This is a genomic window from Mycobacterium sp. BMJ-28 (assembly GCF_054404835.1).
On sequence record NZ_CM136783.1, the window covers coordinates 13,177 to 29,219 of the forward strand.

13 protein-coding genes, 1 tRNA gene and 1 pseudogene are annotated in these 16,043 nt (G+C 66.7%); 6 read left to right on the forward strand and 9 right to left on the reverse strand.

Annotation, left to right across the window (positions count from 1 at the left end; genetic code table 11):
* Positions 1 to 99: 99 nt before the first annotated feature.
* Positions 100 to 627, forward strand: coding sequence for a peptidylprolyl isomerase (locus tag ACXPWS_RS00065; protein WP_458710483.1), 528 nt, complete (start codon positions 100 to 102; stop codon positions 625 to 627).
* A 65-nt stretch (positions 628 to 692) separates the two neighbouring features.
* Here the strand turns inward: ACXPWS_RS00065 and ACXPWS_RS00070 are convergent, their stop codons facing one another.
* On the reverse strand, positions 693 to 1,109 hold the full coding sequence (locus tag ACXPWS_RS00070) for a PH domain-containing protein (RefSeq protein WP_458713774.1): 417 nt from the start codon (positions 1,107 to 1,109) through the stop codon (positions 693 to 695).
* Between the two features lie 155 nt (positions 1,110 to 1,264).
* On the reverse strand, positions 1,265 to 1,546 hold the full coding sequence (crgA, locus tag ACXPWS_RS00075; protein WP_024452501.1) for a cell division protein CrgA: 282 nt from the start codon (positions 1,544 to 1,546) through the stop codon (positions 1,265 to 1,267).
* Between crgA and ACXPWS_RS00080 the strand changes: the two genes are divergently transcribed.
* Positions 1,545 to 2,372, forward strand: coding sequence for a DUF881 domain-containing protein (locus tag ACXPWS_RS00080; RefSeq protein ID WP_458710484.1), 828 nt, complete (start codon positions 1,545 to 1,547; stop codon positions 2,370 to 2,372). The genes crgA and ACXPWS_RS00080 overlap by 2 nt on opposite strands.
* A 30-nt stretch (positions 2,373 to 2,402) precedes the next feature.
* Positions 2,403 to 3,062 (forward strand): aminodeoxychorismate/anthranilate synthase component II, encoded by a 660-nt coding sequence (locus ACXPWS_RS00085; RefSeq protein WP_458710485.1) that lies wholly within the window; start codon positions 2,403 to 2,405, stop codon positions 3,060 to 3,062.
* Here the strand turns inward: ACXPWS_RS00085 and pknB are convergent.
* From pknB to ACXPWS_RS00120, 7 genes and pseudogenes are all read right to left on the reverse strand, one after another.
* A complete protein-coding gene (gene pknB / locus ACXPWS_RS00090) occupies positions 3,059 to 4,936 on the reverse strand; it encodes a Stk1 family PASTA domain-containing Ser/Thr kinase (RefSeq protein WP_458710486.1) in 1,878 nt (625 codons plus the stop codon). The two genes, ACXPWS_RS00085 and pknB, sit on opposite strands and share 4 nt — an antisense overlap.
* 20 nt (positions 4,937 to 4,956) lie before the next feature.
* Positions 4,957 to 6,129 (reverse strand): annotated as a pseudogene (locus tag ACXPWS_RS00095) (protein kinase domain-containing protein); the annotation flags it as partial.
* Positions 6,126 to 7,601, reverse strand: a complete 1,476-nt coding sequence (pbpA, locus tag ACXPWS_RS00100) for a D,D-transpeptidase PbpA (RefSeq protein ID WP_458710487.1) — start codon at positions 7,599 to 7,601, stop codon at positions 6,126 to 6,128. The pseudogene ACXPWS_RS00095 and the gene pbpA, both read right to left, overlap by 4 nt.
* Positions 7,598 to 9,007 (reverse strand): FtsW/RodA/SpoVE family cell cycle protein, encoded by a 1,410-nt coding sequence (locus tag ACXPWS_RS00105; protein ID WP_458710488.1) that lies wholly within the window; start codon positions 9,005 to 9,007, stop codon positions 7,598 to 7,600. Before ACXPWS_RS00105 ends, pbpA begins: the two co-directional genes overlap by 4 nt.
* Positions 9,004 to 10,548, reverse strand: a complete 1,545-nt coding sequence (locus tag ACXPWS_RS00110; protein WP_458710489.1) for a PP2C family protein-serine/threonine phosphatase — start codon at positions 10,546 to 10,548, stop codon at positions 9,004 to 9,006. The genes ACXPWS_RS00105 and ACXPWS_RS00110 overlap by 4 nt, the downstream gene beginning before the upstream one ends.
* Positions 10,545 to 11,012 (reverse strand): FHA domain-containing protein FhaB/FipA, encoded by a 468-nt coding sequence (locus ACXPWS_RS00115; protein WP_458710490.1) that lies wholly within the window; start codon positions 11,010 to 11,012, stop codon positions 10,545 to 10,547. Before ACXPWS_RS00115 ends, ACXPWS_RS00110 begins: the two co-directional genes overlap by 4 nt.
* A gap of 70 nt (positions 11,013 to 11,082) precedes the next feature.
* Positions 11,083 to 12,513: a DUF3662 and FHA domain-containing protein gene (locus ACXPWS_RS00120; RefSeq protein WP_458710491.1), complete on the reverse strand. Its 1,431-nt coding sequence runs from the start codon at positions 12,511 to 12,513 to the stop codon at positions 11,083 to 11,085.
* Positions 12,514 to 12,726: 213 nt separating this feature from the next.
* Between ACXPWS_RS00120 and ACXPWS_RS00125 the strand changes: the two genes are divergently transcribed.
* The 3 genes from ACXPWS_RS00125 (at position 12,727) to ACXPWS_RS00135 (ending at position 16,035) form a co-directional block, all read left to right on the forward strand.
* Positions 12,727 to 12,809, forward strand: a tRNA-Leu gene (locus ACXPWS_RS00125).
* Positions 12,810 to 13,192: 383 nt separating this feature from the next.
* On the forward strand, positions 13,193 to 14,743 hold the full coding sequence (locus tag ACXPWS_RS00130; RefSeq protein WP_458710492.1) for a type I restriction-modification system subunit M: 1,551 nt from the start codon (positions 13,193 to 13,195) through the stop codon (positions 14,741 to 14,743).
* Entirely contained in the window at positions 14,740 to 16,035 is a 1,296-nt protein-coding gene (locus tag ACXPWS_RS00135) for a restriction endonuclease subunit S (RefSeq protein WP_458710493.1), read from the forward strand. The genes ACXPWS_RS00130 and ACXPWS_RS00135 overlap by 4 nt, the downstream gene beginning before the upstream one ends.
* The last annotated feature ends 8 nt before the right edge of the window (positions 16,036 to 16,043 follow it).

Consider the following 16,043-nt stretch of genomic DNA (forward strand, 5'->3'; position numbering starts at 1 on the left):
CAGCCTGCCACCAACGGCGCCGGTGCGGTACGGGATGTCGCAGCGGGCCACAGTGGGGCCACGGCAACCCGCCGATCCGAAGGTGGCAGACTGCAAGTCGTGACGAGCCCCATTCAGACAGCCACCGCAACGCTGCACACCAACCGCGGTGATGTGAAGATCGCCCTGTTCGGTAACCACGCCCCCAAGACGGTCGCCAACTTCGTCGGCCTGGCGCAGGGCACCAAGGACTACAGCACCGAGAACGCCTCCGGCGGCACCTCCGGCCCGTTCTACGACGGCGCGGTCTTCCACCGGGTCATCGACGGATTCATGATCCAGGGCGGCGACCCGACCGGCACCGGCCGCGGCGGCCCCGGCTACAAGTTCGCCGACGAGTTCCACCCCGAGCTGCAGTTCGACAAGCCCTACCTGCTGGCGATGGCCAACGCGGGCCCGGGCACCAATGGTTCGCAGTTCTTCATCACCGTGGGCCAGACCCCGCACCTGAACCGCAAGCACACCATCTTCGGTGAGGTCGTCGATCCCGAGTCGCAGAAGGTCGTCGACGCCATCGCCACCACGGCCGTCGATCGCAGCGATCGGCCCGCCGAGCCGGTGGTCATCGAGTCGATCACGGTGTCTTGATCCACACCGCCTGACCCACACTCTCTCAGCGCACGCTCGCTACCGCGGGCGTGCGCTGATGTGTGTCATGGCCCGGCATACCCCGCGTCGGTCAGTGCGTCGAGCACATCGAGCGGGCTGGTGCCCAGGTCCCACCGGGTGAACACGTAGAGCCGGTCGTCGGTGGTGTCCACCTCGAGCAGTCGTACCTTGCGCGCCAGTCGGCGGAATTCGGTGATCCGGATGACGGTGATCTCGTCGCGCCGCAAAACCCGGGTATGCCACCAACCGCGGATCACCAGACCTTCACTGGAGATTGCCAGTTTCGGCCGTGAGACCCACGACATAGTTGCAAACACCAGCAAACCCACTGCGGCAACGCCGCCCAGAACACGTCCCGGACCATCTGTGACCACAGTCACAACGGCAATCGCCATGACGAGTCCGGCAGCACCGATGCCGACGATGCCGGCGGTCGCGGGGCCCCAAGTTGTTTGCTGCATCGCCTCAATACCGGGTCTCACCGTGCGGTTTGCGGTTATCCACAGGCGCTATCCCCAATGGGGATGAATCACAACGTTGTGATTGGATGACGGCCTGGTTGCGAGTCGGGTAACACTGCGGAGCCAAAATGAATTCATCTCGGCGGGATCGAGTGTCAGCGCCACCGCATGGTGAGCAACAATCCTGTGATCATGAAGGCAAAGGCGATCGCGTAGTTCCACGGACCGAGATCAGCCATCCAGTTCAGCCAAGTCGGGGCGTTCAGGCCGGTGGCGCCCAGCTGGAACACCAGCAGCCACAGCAGACCGATGAGCATCAGGCCGACGAACAGCACCACGAACCACACACTCGACGGCCCGGCCTTGACCTTGACCGGGGTCCGGCTCACCGGGTTGATGGTGAAGTCGTTCTTCTTGCGAACTTTGGACTTGGGCATGGTTACCTTTGGAGACGATGGAAGACGGCGGCCGAGATTGACTACCGAGCCTAACGCAGCACCTGCCCGGGCCGGGAATTCTGCGAGACCACTCTCGGCCTGGCGTTTCGCGGTTCCGGTGGTGTGTCTGCTGGCCGGCCTGCTGCTGGCCACCACCCACGGCGTCTCCGCCGGCGGTGAGATCCGCCGCAGCGACGCCCCCCGCCTGGTCGACCTGGTCCGAGAGGCGCAGAGCGGGGTGGATCGGCTCACCGCCCAGCGCGATCAGCTGGTCGCCGCGATCGACAATCATCACGGCGGGTCGCCGGGCGCCGACGCCGCCTTGCACGCCATCACCCGGCGCTCCGATCAGCTGGCCGAACAGGCCGGTTTGAACCCGGAGCGCGGGCCCGGGCTGGTGGTCACGCTCAACGACGCGCAGCGCGACGCCGAAGGCCGGTTCCCGCGTGACGCCGCACCCGATGATCTGGTCGTGCACCAACAGGACATCGTCGCGGTGCTGAACGCGCTGTGGAGTGCGGGCGCCGAGGGCATCCAAATGCAGGATCAGCGAATCGTGGGCACCTCGGCGCCGCGTTGCGTCGGAAACACGCTGCTGCTCGGCGGCCGGACCTACAGCCCGCCGTATGTCGTCACCGCCATCGGCAACGTCGCCGCCATGCAGGCCGCCCTGGCCGCCGCGCCGCTGGTCACGCTCTACAAGCAGTACGCGGTGCGGTTCGGTCTGGGCTACACCGAGGTGCCTCGCCCGGGTGTCGAACTCGCCGGATACACCGCGCCGGTACGCATGAAGTACGCCAAACCCGCCGGTCCGCTCGGGTATTAACCGCTTTGCGGGCCCAAGTAGCCTGATCGCATGCAGGTTCTGGTCGTCGACAACTACGACAGCTTCGTGTTCAACCTGGTCCAGTACCTGGGTCAGCTCGGCGTGCAGGCCCAGGTCTGGCGCAACGACGACGACCGGCTGGCCGACCCGCGCCGCGTCGCCGACGACTTCGACGGCATCCTGCTCTCCCCCGGCCCCGGCACCCCGGAACGGGCCGGGGCCTCCATCCCTCTCGTGCACGCCAGCGCGCAGACGGGTACCCCGCTGCTCGGGGTGTGCCTGGGACACCAGGCCATCGGGGTGGCCTTCGGGGGCACGGTGGACCGCGCGCCGGAACTGCTGCACGGCAAGACCAGCCTGGTCCACCATGCGAATACCGGTGTGCTGCAAGGACTTCCGGATCCGTTCACGGCCACCCGGTACCACTCGCTGACCATCCTGCCCGACACCCTGCCCGACGCGCTGGAGTCCACCGGGCACACCGACAGCGGGGTGATCATGGCGGTCCGGCACACGGAGCTGCCCATCCACGGTGTGCAATTCCACCCGGAATCCATCCTCACCGAGGGCGGTCACCGGATGCTGGCGAACTGGCTGGGCTACTTCGGTGCGGCCCCGGCGGAAAGCCTGGTCGCCAAGCTCGAGCAGGAAGTCGCCGACACGGTCCGGCGCGCTACGACGGTCGGCTAGGACGCAAAGCTGAGCGTGATGTCGTCGCTGAAGCCGACGCCGGCGCCCGGTGACGGGCTCTGCGACTGGACGCGCGCCTTCTGCTGATCCGGGAGCCCGGTGACGGGGGGCCCGGGAATCAACGTTCCGGTCCAGCCCTTGCTGCGCAGGATCGGCTCGGCGTCCACCCAGAACTGACCCACCAGGCTCGGCATCACGAACTGGTTGCCCAGCGACACCTTCAGCGTGATGGTGGCATCGAGCGGGACGACGGTCCCGGCGATCGGATCGGTGGCCACCACCTCCCCGGCCGGGCGCGGGCTGGCCACCGGCGCGGTGATGACCGTGGTGAATCCCAGGATCTTCAGGTTGGTGGACGCGCCGTCGGCGGTCTGGTTGGCGACGTCGGGCACCGCCTTGGTCTGCGGCCCGGTGCCCACCACGATGGTGATCTCGTTGGTGATCGCCGAGGTGGAATTGGCCGGCGGCACGCTGCTGACCACCCGGTCCTTCAGCTCGGGCGTCGACGATGACGGCGCCTGCTTGAACTTGCCGAAGCCGGCGTCGGTGAGCTTGCGAACCGCTTCGGCGTAGCTCAGCCCGGACACGTCGGGCACTTCGCGCTGCTCGGGTCCGGTGGAGACGTTGACGGTGATCTCGTCACCGGCGCTGACCGAGGTGTTGGCATTCGGGTCGGTGCCGATGACGTGGTCGGGCGGCACCTTGGAGTCCGGGTTGCGCGCCACGTTGGTCTTGAAGCCGCGGTTCTGCAGGGTGGCGATGGCGTCCGCGGAGGCCTGGCCCGCCACATCGGGGATCTGCACGTCGCGGGGTTTCCCGCCGATCGCGTTGATCGCGATGGTGACCACCACGGTCAGCACGGCGAGCACCGCGACGGCGATCAGCCAGCGTCCCACCGATCCCCCGCCGGCCGACGGGTTGTAATTGCCCGCCGCCGGGATGTGCTCGGTCGGCAGCGCACGGGCGTGCGGCTGGCTGACCGTCAGAATGTTGGTGCGCTCGGCCTCGGTGAGCACCTTGGGCGCCTCGGGTGCCTCGCCGCTGTGCACCCGGATCAGGTCGGCACGCATCTCGGCCGCACTCTGGTAGCGGTTCTCCGGGTTCTTGGTCAGCGCCTTGAGCACCACCGCGTCGAGCTCCGGGGAGATACCCGGGTGCCGGGTCGACGGTGCATGGGCATCCTCGCGGACATGCTGATAGGCCACCGCCACCGGTGAGTCACCGACGAAAGGTGGTTCCCCGGTGAGGATTTCGTACAGCACGCAACCCAGCGAGTACACGTCGGAGCGGGCATCCACCGGTTCACCGCGGGCCTGCTCGGGGGACAGGTACTGGGCGGTGCCGATCACCGCTGCGGTCTGGGTGACACTGTTGCCGGTGTCGGCCAGCGCACGGGCGATGCCGAAGTCCATCACTTTCACCGCGCCGCTCTTGCTGATCATGATGTTCGCGGGCTTCACGTCGCGGTGGATGATGCCGTGCTGGTGGCTGAAGTTCAGGGCCTGGCAGGCGTCGGCGATGATCTCGATGGCCCGCTTCGGTTCCATCGGCCCGTCGGTGTGCACGATGTCGCGCAGCGTCACACCCTCGACGTACTCCATGACGATGTAGGGCAGCGGGCCGTTGGGTGTCTCCGCCTCGCCGGTGTCGTAGACGGCGACGATCGCCGGGTGGTTCAGCGCCGCGGCGTTCTGCGCCTCACGGCGGAAACGCAGATAGAAGCTGGGGTCGCGGGCCAGGTCGGCGCGCAACACCTTGACCGCGACATCGCGGTGCAACCGGGTGTCCCGGGCGATGTGGACCTCGGACATTCCGCCGAAGCCGAGGATCTCCCCGAGTTCGTAGCGATCCGAGAGGTGCTGGGGTGTGGTCACGGGGACCCGCTGGGCGGTGGCGTCACGGGGGGCACGCCGACGACGGTGGTGCTGGTCGAGGTCTCCTGCTGCACCGGACGATCCTTCTTGTCCTGCGCGTTGAGCACGATCAGCACGGCGATGATGATGGCCAGCGCGCCCAGCACACCCGCGGCCCACAGCAGGGCCCGCTGGCCCGGCGAGAAGGTGCGCCGCGGCGGCGGGGTGCGGTGGCTGCCGGTGGCCGGGCGGGGCCGCGCGGCGGTTGGCGGTGGCCGGTATTCGGCGGCCGCGGCTGCCCGGACCTGCGTGGTCGACGGAATCGCCGCGGGGGCGGCCCGGCCGATGGTGGGCGCATGGTTGGGGCGCGGCGGCCGGCGTCCGGCCCGCACCGCGGCCACGGCGTCGGCGAACGGGCCACCGGAGCGGTACCGGTGGTTGGGTTCCTTGGCCAGGGTGATCTCGATCAGCTCGCGCACATTGGGCGGCAGATCGGCGGGCAGCGGCGCGGGCTGCTCCTTGATGTGTTTCATCGCGACGGTCAGCGCACCGTCACCGGTGAAAGGCCGCTTGCCGGAAAGGGATTCGTAGCCGACGACGCCGAGTGAGTACACGTCACTGGCCGCGGTGGCGTCGCGGCCCAGCGCCTGTTCGGGCGCGATGTACTGCGCGGTGCCCATCACCATGCCGGTCTGGGTGACCGGGGCTGCGTCCACGGCCTTGGCGATGCCGAAGTCGGTCAGCTTCACCTGGCCGGTCGGGGTGATCAGGATGTTGCCGGGTTTGACGTCGCGGTGCACCAGCCCGGCGGTGTGTGCGACCTGCAACGCGCGGCCGGTCTGCTCGAGCATGTCCAGGGCGTGCCGCAGCGACAGCCGGCCGGTGCGCTTGATGACGGAGTTCAGCGGCTCGCCGTTGACCAACTCCATCACCAGATAGGCGGTCCGGCCCTCGCCGGCCTCGATCTCGGTCTCGCCGTAGTCGTACACGCTGGCGATGCCGGGGTGGTTGAGCATGGCGACGGTGCGCGCCTCACCGCGGAAGCGGTCCACGAACTCGGAGTCCTCGGAGAACTCCGCCTTGAGCACCTTGATCGCCACCTGGCGGCCGAGCCGGGTGTCCAATCCCTCCCACACCTGGCCCATACCGCCGGTCGCGATCAGTCGCTGCAGCCGGTAGCGTCCGGACAGCGTCACACCCACCCGGGCCGTCATGATGCCTCCCGCAGAGCGGCCGCAATGGTCGCTCGCCCGATCGGGGCGGCCACCGCGCCGCCCGTGGCCGACAATCGGTCCCCACCATTCTCCACGAGCACGGCGATCGCCACCTTGGGGGCCTGCGCCGGGGCGAATGCGATGTACCAGGCGTGTGGCGGGGTGTTGCGGGGATCCGTCCCGTGTTCAGCGGTGCCCGTCTTCGATGCGATCTGCACGCCGGCGATGGCTCCCTTCTGCTGCGTCACCTGCTCGGCGCCCACCATCAGATCAGTAAGTGTAGCCGCGACCTGCGGTGACACTGCCCGCCGCAACTCCTGCGGGGCGGTGGTGGCGATATTGGACAGGTCCGGCCCCTTGAGGCCGTCGACGAGGTATGGCGTCATGGTGACGCCGTCGTTGGCGATGGTGGCGGCCACCATCGCGTTCTGTAGCGGTGTCACCGCGACATCCTTCTGGCCGATGCTGGACATCCCCAGCGCGGCACGATCGTCGATCGGGCCGATGGTGGAGTCGGCCACCTGCAGCGGGATCGGGGTCGGGGGTTCGTCGAGTCCGAACGCACGGGCGGTCGCGTGCAGCTTGTCGGCCCCGGTGTTGATGCCCAGCTGGACGAAGGCGGTGTTGCAGGACCGCGCGAACGCCTCCCGCAGCGAGGCCGTCGGGCCGTTCCCGCAGGAGGAGCCACCGTAGTTCTCCAGCGTTGCGGTGCTGTCCGGCAGCGCGATGCGCGACGCGGACGTCAGCTGGGTGTCCGGGGTGGAGCCGGCCTGCAGCGCCGCGGCGGTAGTGATCACCTTGAACGTCGAGCCGGGTGGGTAGGTCTCCGAGATCGCCCGGTTCACCAGCGGGGTGTCCGGGTTGTCCCGCAGCTGCTGCCAGGTGGCGGATTGTTCGGCGCCGTCATGGCTGGCCAGCTGGTTGGGGTCGTACGACGGTGCGGACACCATCGCCAGGATCTTTCCGGTGGACGGTTCCAGGGCCACGACGGACCCCTTGCACGGGCCGTCGCAGCCGCGCTGCATGGCATCCCAGGCGGCCTGCTGCACCTGCGGGTTGATGGTGGTCGACACGTTGCCGCCGCGCGGGTCGCGGCCGGTGAAGAAGTCGGCCAGCCGCCGCCCGAACAGCCGCTCGTCGGAACCGTTGAGGATGGCGTCCTCGGCGCGCTCGAGGCCGCTGCTGGAGTACTGCAGCGAGTAGAAACCGGTGACCGGTGCGTAGGCGAGCGGGTTCGGATAGACCCGCAGGAACCGGAAGCGCCCGTTGGTGGACACCGAGTAGGCCAGTAGCTGGCCGCCGGCGGAGATCTGGCCGCGCTGGCGGGAGTACTCGTCGAGCAGGACCCGCTGGTTGCGCGGGTCGGTGCGGTAGCCGTCGGCCGTGAACACCTGGGTGAAGGTGGCGTTGGCCAGGAGCAGCACGATCAGCACCATGATCGTGACGGAGAGGCGGCGCAGGGCGGTGTTCATGCCTTCGCGATCACCTCGGTGCTGGCCGCGGCGATCGGGGCGGGATTCGGTCCGCGGGAGGAGGTGATGGGTCGCCGGGCCGCGTGCGATATCCGTGCCAGGACGGCCAGCAGAATGTAGTTGGCCACCAGCGACGAGCCGCCGTAGGACATCCACGGGGTGGTGAGCCCGGTCAGCGGGATCAGCTTGGTGACCCCGCCGACGACGATGAACAGCTGGATGCCCAGCGCCGACGCCAGGCCGGCGGCGAGCAGCTTGCCGAAGCTGTCGCGCACGGCGACCGCGGTCCGCAGCCCCCGGATGATCACGATGGTGTAGAGCATCAACACCCCGGCCAGGCCCACCAGGCCGAGTTCCTCACCGATGGCGGCGATGATGAAATCCGTTGAGGCAGCAGGCACGGTGCCGGGCTGGCCGTTGCCGAGGCCGGTCCCGAAGATGCCGCCGGTGGCGAAGCTGAACAGTGACTGCACCATCTGGAATCCGGCACCGTCGGGGTCGGCGAACGGGTCGATCCAGTTCTGCACCCTGACCCGGACATGCCCGAAAAGGTGGTATGCCACAACGCTTCCCAGGGCGAACAGGCCCAGGCCGATGAGCACCCAGGTGAGCCGGCCGGTGGCCACGTACACCAGCACCAGGAACGAGGTGTACAGCAGCAGGGAGGTGCCCAGGTCCTTCTCGAAGACCATCACCCCGACCGAGGCGGCCCAGGCCACCAACAACGGGGCCAGGTCCCGCGGTCGCGGCAAATCCATTCCCAGCACGTGCTTTCCGGCGCTGATGAACAGTTCGCGCTTGTCCACCAGTACGGCGGAGAAGAAAATCAGCAGCAGGATCTTGGAGAACTCGGCCGGCTGGATGGAGAAGCCGGGGAACTGGATCCAGATCTTGGCGCCGTTCTGCTCGGAGTACTTCGACGGCAGTAGCGCCGGAATCACAAGCAGCACAAGGCCGGTCAAACCGCAGAGGTAGCCGTAGCGGGCCAGCACCCGGTGATCGGGCACGGCGATCACGATGACAGAGAACGCGACCACGCCGACCAGCGTCCAGAGCATCTGCTGGTTGGCGGTCGGGCTGTCCGGATTCATCGGTGCGGCGGCCAGGTCGAGGCGGTGAATCATGACCAGTCCCAAGCCATTCAGCAGCGCGACCACTGGCAGCAGCAGTGGGTCGGCGTACGGCGCGAACCGGCGTACCGCCAGATGCGCGCCGGCGAACAGGGCCAGATAGGCCACGGTGTACTGCAGCAGATCCCAGCTGATGCCCTGTTCCTGATTCGCCTCGACGATGAGCAGGGCGACGGTGGTGATGACCGCGGCGAAGCCCAGCAGCCCCAGTTCGGCGTTGCGCCGGTTCGGCAGCGGTGGCGTGACGGCGACGGGCGACTGGGGTGCGGTTGTCATGACGCCGTCCGGCAGGTGGTGCCCGGCTCCGGCGGTGAGGGCGGCAGCGCCGTAACGGTCGGCGCCTGGGTGGAGGTGGTGGTCGGGGCGGGCGCGGGTGCAGGCGACGGGGTGCCGGAGGTGGGCGCCGGAGTGGGGCTGGTGCCGGTGTCCGGGGCCGCGGGGTCCTTCGGGGTGCTCGTCGGCGCCGGTGCCCCCGAGGTGGTCGGTGCGGGGACGGGCGGTGTGACGACCGGGGCCGGGCGGGGTGTCGGTTTGGGGGTGGTGGCCGGCGGGGCGCAGATCGGCAGCAGCGAGCTGTGCGCCAGCTCGTTGATCTGGCTGATCGCGTCATCCAGGCTGCCTGCCGGCAGGCCCGCGGCAACCTGGGCGCGCTCGGATTCGCGGATGTCGTCCACGCCGAGCAGCTCGCAGTCCAGGTGGTCCTTGGACTGGCCGAAACTGATCAGCGACAACTCGTTTCGCGGGTTGAGGCAGCCGACCAGAAACGGTTCCTGCAGGGCCAGACCCAGGAACGAACCCTGCACGCCCCGCATGATGGAGACGGTGCCGCCCTGCTCACCGACGTAGTAGTTGTTACGGATGATCTCCCGTGCGACCGCCAAGCCGGCCAGCACGACCAACAACACCACCACTCCCGCTATCACCAGGCGCCGCTTGGGGCGGTGCGCTTTTGGGAGTTCCTCCGCTTGTGTCACCACCCGTTTGGGTGCGATCCGGCGGGGGTTGAACGCCGATGCCCGGCCGGCCGCGGTGTTCGGTGGGAGGGTGTCGTCGTCCTCCCCGGACACCGCCCCGGCCAGGATCGGCTGGGTTTGGCCGTAGTCGTAGTCGACGACGTCGGCCACCACCACGGTGACGTTGTCGGGTCCGCCGCCGCGCAGAGCCAGTTCGATCAGCCGGTCCGCGCAGTCGACGACATCCGGGATCTGCATCGCCTCTTGGATGGTGTCGTGGCTGACCGGGTCGGACAGGCCGTCCGAACAGAGCAGGTAGCGATCACCGACCCGGGCTTCCCGCACGATCAGCGTGGGCTCCACCTCGTGGCCGGTGAGGGCCCGCATGATGAGCGACCGTTGCGGGTGGCTGTGCGCCTCCTCGGCGGTGATGCGGCCCTCGTCCACCAGTGTCTGGACGAAGGTGTCGTCCTTGGTGATCTGGGTCAGCTCCCCGTCGCGCAGCAGATAGCCGCGGGAGTCACCGATGTGCACCAGGCCCAGCCGGCCGCCCGCGAACAGGATCGCGGTGAGCGTGGTGCCCATGCCCTCCAGTTCGGGATCGGCCTCCACGTGCGCGGCGATGGCCGAATTACCTTCGTGCACCGCATCGTTGAGCTTCTTGAGCAGGTCGCCGCCGGGCTCGTCATCATCGAGATGTGCCAGCGCCGCGATCACCAGCTGCGAGGCGACCTCGCCCGCGGCGTGGCCACCCATGCCGTCGGCGAGCGCCAGCAGGCGCGCCCCCGCGTACACCGAATCCTCGTTGTTCGCGCGGACCAGACCGCGGTCGCTGCGCGCCGCATACCGTAGAACAAGTGTCACGGCCGCAACTCGATTACCGTCTTGCCGATTCGTACCGGCGTTCCCATCGGAACCCTTACCGCCGTCGTCACCTTCGCCCTGTCAAGGTATGTACCGTTGGTCGATCCTAGGTCCTCGACGTACCATTCCGAGCCCCGTGGGGACAGCCTGGCGTGCCGTGTCGATGCGTAGTCGTCGGTGAGCACCAGGGTGGAGTCGTCGGCCCGGCCGATCAGCACCGGCTGGCTGCCCAGGGTGATCCGGGTGCCCGCCAGCGCGCCCTCGGTGACGATCATGTGCCGGGCGATGTGCCGGCGCTGCCGGTTGGGCAGCAGCGAGCCGCGCAGTGCCAGCCCGCGCCGCACCATCACCGCTCCGGTCGGGGCGTAGATATCCGTGCGCAGGATGCGCAGCACCGACCAGATGAACAGCCAGAGCAACAGCAGGAAACCGACCCGCGTCAGCTGCAGTACTAGGCCCTGCATCCGACGTCCTTCCCGCCTCGTTCCCCGGCTTGTGTGGCGAAGTGCTCCGCCTCTCCCCAGCTCGGGCCGTTCAGTGGACGCGGACGATGATCTCGGAGTGGCCCAGCCGGATCACGTCTCCGTCGGCGAGCTGCCACTCCTGCACCGGGGCGTTGTTCACGGTGGTGCCGTTGGTGGAGTTCAGGTCGGACAGCAGCGCGACCTGACCGTCCCAGCGGATTTCCAGGTGACGGCGCGACACCCCGGTGTCGGGCAGCCGGAACTGGGCGTCCTGGCCACGGCCGATCACATTGGCGCCTTCGCGCAGCTGGTAGGTCCGGCCACTGCCGTCGTCGAGCTGCAGGGTCACGGTGGCCGCCCCGCCGGCGTAGCCGCCGTATGCGCCCGGCGCCGGGGCTGCCGGCTCGGGGCTGTAGCCCTGTCCGTAGTCCTGGCCATAACCCTGGCCGTAGCCCTGCCCGTAACCCTCGGGTTCGCCGTAGCCGGGCTCGTACCCGGGTGCGGCCTGCGGCTCGGCGTAGCGGCCGTAGTCCGGTGCCGGCGGGGCAGGCGGCGCGGCGTATTCGGGGCGGCCGTAGTCGGCGCGACCGTAGCCGCCCTGGTCGGGGTAACCACCCTGGTCCGGGTAGGACGGCTGCTCGTAGGGCGGCGCTGCGGGAGCGGGCGGGCGTCCGTAGCCCTCATCCTGGCGCGGCGGTGCCGGCGGGCGGCCGTAGTCGTACTCGCCGTAGCCCGGAGGCGGCGAGGCCGGCGGCTGCGGGTAACCGGCCGGCGGCGGCTGGCGGTAACCCTGATCGGGGTAGCCGGCGGGGGGCTGCTGGCCGTAACCGGCCGGCGGGCGCTGCTCGTGGGCCGGCTGGGCCGGCGGTGGCGGGTAACCCTGGTCCGGGTAGCCGCCCTGACGCGGCGGGTAGCCGCCCTGCTCGGCGGGGTAGCCACCCTGCTCCGGCGGGTAACCGCCGCGCGGCTCCTCCTGCGGGCGGTGACGCTCGTCGTACTGGTCGTCGCCGGGCCGTCCCTGTCCCTGTCCCTGGCCGCGGTAGCTCGGGTTGTCGGTCATCGCTGGTACTCCTGATTGTGCGGTGGACGGGCGGTCGTGCTGTGCTGGGACGGGCGTGCCGGTGGTCGCGTCGGGGTTGACCGCGCCGCGGGCACGAAACTGTCCGGTGTGCAGCGTCGATGCGGCCTCAAACCTGACGACCACATCACCATACGTTTGCCAACCCTGGTCATGAATGAAACCTCGCAGGTGCCGGGCAAAAGTTGACGACGTCCGTTCCGGATCGGCGCTCACGTTCTGGTAGTCGGTTGCACTGAGCGTAATGATGTAGTCGTTCGGGGCCAAAATACGGCCACCACCAACTTGGCGGGTGTGGGCCTCGGCTTCGCGCCGCAGCAGGGCTTCGACCTCCTGCGGAACGATCGATCCGCCGAAGACCCGGGCAAAAGCGTCGCCGACTGTCGACTCGAGGCGACGTTCGATACGGTCCGCCAGGCCCATATCACCGCCCCTTCTGTTGTCGTCGTGCTGTGCCCCCGCGTTGCGTGTCGCTCTGGCCACACTGCTCACACGCATGTTATCGGCCAAGTGCGTCAATGCGTGACCAACAGAACTCTGAGAATCGGTTAGCGGCAGGTCAGCGCGGGTGATCTTGATTGTGATCACGCGGTTTGAGGCGAATGCCGCAGTGGTGATACGGTTGCGCGGTCATTCGGGCGAGTGGCGGAATGGCAGACGCGCTGGCTTCAGGTGCCAGTGTCCTTCGGGACGTGGGGGTTCAAGTCCCCCTTCGCCCACAATGAGCGGTTCTATGAACTGCGACCACAAAGGTCACGAACTCGAAAGGGGTCGTGACCTTTGTGTTTTGGTGGGTAGCGGCGGTGGACGTTGGCAAATCGTCCGCTGCGGGATTTAGTTGGGCAAGTCCCCAGCGAGATCGTTCAGCGGTTCTGCAAGGCCCTCTGCCCGCATCGCAACCCGGGGCCTTCGACACCGTGTTTGGAACCCGGGCACCCCCGCCCCACCGGTACCACAGCTGTGCGATGATCCGCGCTGGACGGCTGTCGGTGCTCGCAGTTGTTTCAGACTTGTGCTCGCGCGGGCACGTCACGGCCACCTTAAGCACGGTCAGTGCTGTGTTTGTGGGCGAGGCGCCTCGAACTGAGAGAACGGAACCAGGTTGAAGACAACTGACCTCGCCAAGGTGCGCAATACGCTGTGGGCCGCCGCTGACGAGTTGCGAGCGAACTCTAAGTTGACGCCGGTCCAGTACCGGAATCCAGTACTCGGCCTGGTGTTCCTCGCTTACGCGGAGAACCGTTTCGAGGCTGTCCGTGGTGAGGTCGAGGCAAAGGCGTCTGCTCGCAACCCTGCGACGGCCGCTGACTATAAGGCGAAGTCGGTGTTGTTCGTGCCGGAGGAATCGCGCCTGTCGTACCTCAACGACCTTCCGGAGGGTGACGACATCGGCAAGGCAGTCGATGTGGCGATCAAGGCGATCGAAGCCGCCAACCCCGAACTCAAGGACATCCTGCCGCGTGGCTACCAGAAGCTCGAGCGTTCGACTCTGATCGAGCTGCTGCGCTTGTTTGCGCCGTTACCCACGCAGATCGAAGGTGACGCCTTCGGCTTCATCTATGAAGACTTCCTCTCCAACTTCGCCGCGCAAGAAGGCAAGGGCGGTGGCGAGTACTTCACGCCCTACTCGATCGTCCGGCTCATCGTAGAGATTCTTGAGCCGTTTCACGGTCGCGTCTTCGACCCTGCGTGCGGATCCGGCGGAATGTTCGTCCAGTGCGCGAAATTTGTTGAGCGCCACAATGAATCAGCAACGCGAAAGCTCTCGGTTTTCGGTACCGAGAAAACGGAGGACACCGTCCCGCTAGCGAAGATGAACCTCGCACTGCACGGGCTTTCTGGTGATATCCGGCAAGCCAACAGCTACTACGAAGACCCACACAAGGCGGTCGGCGCCTTCGACTACGTAATGGCCAATCCGCCCTTCAACGTCGACAAAGTTAAGAAGGATCAGATCGCCGGTGACAAGCGCTTCGCCTTCGGAATTCCCAAACCTGATAACGCCAACTATCTCTGGATTCAGCAGTTCTACTCGGCGCTCAGGCCAAAGGGCCGCGCCGGCTTCGTCATGGCCAACTCAGCGGGTGACGCGGGGCATTCGGAAAAGGAAATCCGTAAGCAGATCGTCGAATCTGGTGCGGTAGACGTGATGGTTGCAATCAGTTCCAATTTCTTTTATACGGTTACTCTCCCAGTGACGCTGTGGTTCTTGGACAAGGCCAAGGCAGGAACGCAGCGCGAGGACGCCGTGCTCTTCCTTGATGCGCGGCATACGTACCGGCAGATAGACCGCGCCCACCGCGAATTCACGGCGGAACAGGTCGAGTTCCTCGCAAATGTCGTGCGTCTCTACCGAGGCGAAACCGTTGAGACCGTCGCAGGCAGTGAAGTACTGCTCAAGGAGCACTTCCCCAACGGCAAGTACGTAGACGTTTCCGGACTTTGCAAGGTTGCGACGCGTTCCGAGATTGAAGAGCAGGGGTGGAGTCTGAACCCCGGCCGCTACACCGGTTCCACGGTCGTGGCGGAAAACGATGGGGACTTTGCGGCGAAACTCGAAGAGCTGTACGAGGAATTCACCCGTCTCAGCGATGATGCAGTGAGTCTGCGTGGCCAAGTAGATGCGGCTGTTCAGGGGATTCTCGAAGCATGACAGCGGAATCGACTGTCGGCGAACTCATCGAGACGCTCATTGACTACAGGGGTAAGACACCAACAAAAACGAAGTCGGGGGTGCCCTTAATCACCGCAAAGGTGATCAAAGGCGGAACCATCTTGGCGGAACCGCGAGAGTACATCGCAGAGAATGAGTACGATGCATGGATGCGCCGGGGCCTTCCCGCTCGCGGCGATATTCTTATCACCACCGAGGCCCCGCTCGGGGAGGTTGCGCGCGTTAGCGATCCACGTATTGCGCTTGCACAGCGTGTGATTCTGCTTCGGCCGGACGCCAGCAAAGTCGATCCAAGCTTCTTGTTCCACTACCTACGGTCTCCGCAAGCCCAAGCGGCGCTTGGTCGGCGCTCTAGCGGAACTACGGTGAGTGGAATTCGCCAGCCGGAGCTCAAGGCTGTTGAGGTTCCACTTTTGGCGAGGTCATCGCAAGAGGCCGTCGGAGTCATCCTGGACGCGATCGACGACCTGATCGAAAACAGCCGGCGGCGGGTGGAGGTGCTTAAGGAGATGTCGCGAGCCATCTACCGCGAGTGGTTCGTGAAGTTCCGCTACCCCGGCCACATAGACGTCCCCCTCGTCGACTCAGCCCTCGGCCCGATACCTGACGGGTGGACGGTCGGCACTGTCCATTCAGTAGCGTCCAGCGAGCGATACTCCACGGCGAGTGGACCTTTCGGTTCAAAGCTGGGGAGGAAGGATTACCAGGCCGACGGGGTTCCGGTGATTCGCGGAGCGAACCTTCGGGTCGGCGGTGGCTTTGACGAGACCGACTTCGTGTTTGTGTCGGAGGCCAAAGCAGCCGAGCTTCGATCGGCCACGGCAGTGCAAGGCGACATCCTGGTCACTCAGCGCGGGACTTTGGGTCAAGTTGGCCGTATTCCACCTGGAGCCCGATTCGATCGCTACGTGCTCTCGCAAAGCCAAATGAAAGTGACGGTCGACAAAGAGCGCGTGGCTCCGTACTTTGTGTACGCACAACTGTGTTCAGAGCAGGTGACACAGCGCTTTATCGCGCAAGCAATGAGTGCTGGAGTTCCTCATGTGAATCTGAGACTGCTGCGCGAATTCCTCATCATCATTCCGCCGCGCAGGCTCCAGCACCTGTACTCTGATTCGGCTCTGCCGCTGACTGATCTGGCCGTCAGTCTGGAACGCGAGAACCATCGCCTCGCGACGCTACGTGACCTCCTCTTGCCAAAGTTAGTATCTGGCCAGCTTGATGTGTCCGCACTCGACCTTGACGCCGTGACCGGAGAAAAGGTGGCGTAATGATGGCA

What these genes read in the sequence shown, in the direction of transcription:
- ACXPWS_RS00070 (WP_458713774.1), bottom strand. Translation starts at nt 1,109, where the DNA reads ATGCAGCAAACAACTTGGGGCCCCGCGACCGCCGGCATCGTCGGCATC.
- ACXPWS_RS00080 (WP_458710484.1), top strand. Translation starts at nt 1,545, where the DNA reads ATGGTTACCTTTGGAGACGATGGAAGACGGCGGCCGAGATTGACTACC.
- crgA (WP_024452501.1), bottom strand. Translation starts at nt 1,546, where the DNA reads ATGCCCAAGTCCAAAGTTCGCAAGAAGAACGACTTCACCATCAACCCG.
- ACXPWS_RS00085 (WP_458710485.1), top strand. Translation starts at nt 2,403, where the DNA reads ATGCAGGTTCTGGTCGTCGACAACTACGACAGCTTCGTGTTCAACCTG.
- pbpA (WP_458710487.1), bottom strand. Translation starts at nt 7,601, where the DNA reads ATGAACACCGCCCTGCGCCGCCTCTCCGTCACGATCATGGTGCTGATC.
- ACXPWS_RS00105 (WP_458710488.1), bottom strand. Translation starts at nt 9,007, where the DNA reads ATGACAACCGCACCCCAGTCGCCCGTCGCCGTCACGCCACCGCTGCCG.
- ACXPWS_RS00115 (WP_458710490.1), bottom strand. Translation starts at nt 11,012, where the DNA reads ATGCAGGGCCTAGTACTGCAGCTGACGCGGGTCGGTTTCCTGCTGTTG.
- ACXPWS_RS00120 (WP_458710491.1), bottom strand. Translation starts at nt 12,513, where the DNA reads ATGGGCCTGGCGGACCGTATCGAACGTCGCCTCGAGTCGACAGTCGGC.
- ACXPWS_RS00135 (WP_458710493.1), top strand. Translation starts at nt 14,740, where the DNA reads ATGACAGCGGAATCGACTGTCGGCGAACTCATCGAGACGCTCATTGAC.